Annotated in this window: 2 protein-coding genes; both read left to right on the top strand. The window is 66.0% G+C overall.

Going from position 1 to position 2,399, the window contains the following annotated elements:
• Positions 1–134: 134 nt before the first annotated feature.
• A complete protein-coding gene (gene istA, locus IBX53_RS15790) occupies positions 135–1,658 on the top strand; it encodes an IS21 family transposase (protein WP_290911233.1) in 1,524 nt (507 codons plus the stop codon).
• Positions 1,645–2,385, top strand: a complete 741-nt coding sequence (gene istB, locus IBX53_RS15785; RefSeq protein ID WP_290911231.1) for an IS21-like element helper ATPase IstB — start codon at positions 1,645–1,647, stop codon at positions 2,383–2,385. Before istA ends, istB begins: the two co-directional genes overlap by 14 nt.
• The last annotated feature ends 14 nt before the right edge of the window (positions 2,386–2,399 follow it).

Below are 2,399 nucleotides of genomic sequence, written 5' to 3'. Positions count from 1 at the left end.
CTGTTAATGGCCAAGTAAAGTGACCCAGTACCGGCCAACGCTTTTGACCCACCCCCGAGGTGGCAGCGCTGCCACCATCCACCTACCGTGTCGGCTCAGCCAAGGGTCGGGGCGGAGATGTGAAGGACTGGGGAATGATTCACAAGATCAAAGCGTTACACGATGACGGGCAGGGTCTGTCGATCCGTGCCATCGGCCAGGAGCTGGGCATCTCTCGCAACACCGTCCGCAAGTACTTGCGCCAGGACGAGGCCACCATCGAGGCGGCGCAGTCCAACCGGGAACGCGAGAAGAAACTCGACGCCCACCGCGACTACATCGTCTACCTGCTGCGCACCTTTCCCAAGCTGAGCAGCGTCAAGGTCGCCCGCAAGCTGCGCGAGAAGGTCGGTGAGCTGGCGGTCTCCGAGCGCACCCTGCGCCGCTACGTGCAGCAGGTGAAGAGCACCGTGGCCAGCCGGCAGCGGCGCTACTACGAACCGGTGCTCGACATGGTGCCTGGGGTGCAGTGCCAGGTCGATCCGGGTGAGCTGCGCGAGGTGATGATCGGCGGCGAGCCGCGCCCCCTGTACTTCGTGGTGTTCGTGCTCTCCTACTCACGCCTGACCTACGTCGGTGTCAGCCTGTCACCGCTCGATACCGCCACCTTCATCCGCCTGCACGACGAGGCCTTCCGCTACTTCGGCGGCCTGCCCGAGGAGTGCGTCTACGACCAGACCAAGATGGTGGTGATCAGCGAGCAGTTCCGTGAGCTGGAGGTGAACCAGCGCTTCCACGAGTACGCCACCACTGCCGGTTTCCGGATCCGCGCCTGCTGCGGCTACGACCCGGAGAGCAAGGGCAAGGTCGAGGCCGGGGTGAAGTACGCCAAGCAGGATGCCTTCTATGGCGAGGTGTTCCGCAACGAGGCCGACCTGCGCATTTACGTGCGGCAGTGGCTCGATGACGTCGCCAACGTGCGCACTCACGGCACCACTGGCCAGCAGCCGAGGGCGCTGTGCGACGCCGAGGAGCAGCGCCACCTGCGCCCCTACCTGACGCCGGCCTGCGTGGGCCGCGAGGCCGACGGCCTGGCTCCGCGCCGGGTCGACAAGACCGGGCTGATCGCCTGGAAGGCCAACAAGTACTCGGTGCCGATGGCCTACCAGCAGGGTCGCATCGGGGTCCGGGAAGCGGGTGATCGCCTGGCGATCCACGACCTGGAGAGTGGCGAGGAGATCGCCACCCACGCCCTGCACCTGGGCAAAGGACACACCTCGCGCAACGAGAACCACTACCGCGATCACCGCCAGCTGGAGGCCGATCTGGAGCAAGCCATCGCCCGGTGTCTCGGCGAGCCGTTGGGCCGGCAGCTGTGTGACAAGCTGCGCCAGAGCATGCCGCACCACTACAAGGACCAGCTGCGTGGTGCCGGGCAGGTGTTGGAGGCCGAGCCCGAGCTGGACCTGACGCTGCTCGCCGACTGGGTCACCCGGGAGCGCCTCACGGCCGTTGGTCTTAAGGAACGGTTGGCGGCAGCCCGGCTCGCCAAGGCGAGGGGCCGGGATCACGACGGTGATGACGCCGCCAGCCCCTGCACGCCACCGGCGGAGCTGGCTCAGTACGCCCGACTTGGCCACTCCAGCGGCCAGCAGGAGGTGACCCATGGGACAGCTTGAGCTGACCGCCGGGCGCTACCGCAGCCTGCGCCTCGGCGCCATCGCTGGTGACCTCCCCGAGCTGCTGGCCCAGGCCGAGGCTAACGAGGTCTCCTACCTGACCTTCGCCGATATGCTGGTCGGGCACGAGCGCCAGACCCGCGAAGCGAAGCGCATCGACCTCTACCGGCGCCAGGCCGGCTTCCCCAGCGACAAGCGGCTGGAGGGGTTCGACTACCGGCACCAGACCACCATCACCAAGCGCCAGATCAACGCCCTGCTGGACTTCGCCTTCCTCGATAACCGCGAGAACCTGGTGTTCATCGGCCCGCCGGGGGTGGGCAAGACCCATCTGAGCATCGGTATCGGCCAGAAGGCCATCGAAGCCGGCTACCGAGTACTGTTCCGCAACGCCCTGGACCTGGTCGAGGAACTGGAGCTGGCGGAGATGAAAGGCGAGCTGAAGAAGATGCTGCACAAGCTCGCCAAGGTCGACGCCCTGGTGATCGATGAGCTGGGCTACCTGCCGATGAGCCGGCAGGCGCGCTACGCGCTGTTCCAGCTGATCAACCGGTTCTATGAGCACCGCTCGCTGATCATCACCACCAACAAGGACTTCACCAGCTGGGGGGAGTTCTTCCACGACGACAACGTGGCGGTGCCGATCGTCGACCGGATCATCCACCACTCGCACCTCTACCTGCTCGGCGGGGAGAGCTACCGGCTGAAGCAGAAGACGCTCAGCTGACAATCACGGGTGGG

Source organism: Halomonas sp., from assembly GCF_014859505.1.
GTDB lineage: Bacteria > Pseudomonadota > Gammaproteobacteria > Pseudomonadales > Halomonadaceae > Halomonas.
Note: the sequence above shows the minus strand (reverse complement) of the source record. Positions and strands in the feature narration are given on the sequence as shown.

Excerpts from the sequence above, each read along its gene's own strand:
- istA (WP_290911233.1), top strand. The coding sequence starts at position 135 with ATGATTCACAAGATCAAAGCGTTACACGATGACGGGCAGGGTCTGTCG.
- istB (WP_290911231.1), top strand. The coding sequence starts at position 1,645 with ATGGGACAGCTTGAGCTGACCGCCGGGCGCTACCGCAGCCTGCGCCTC.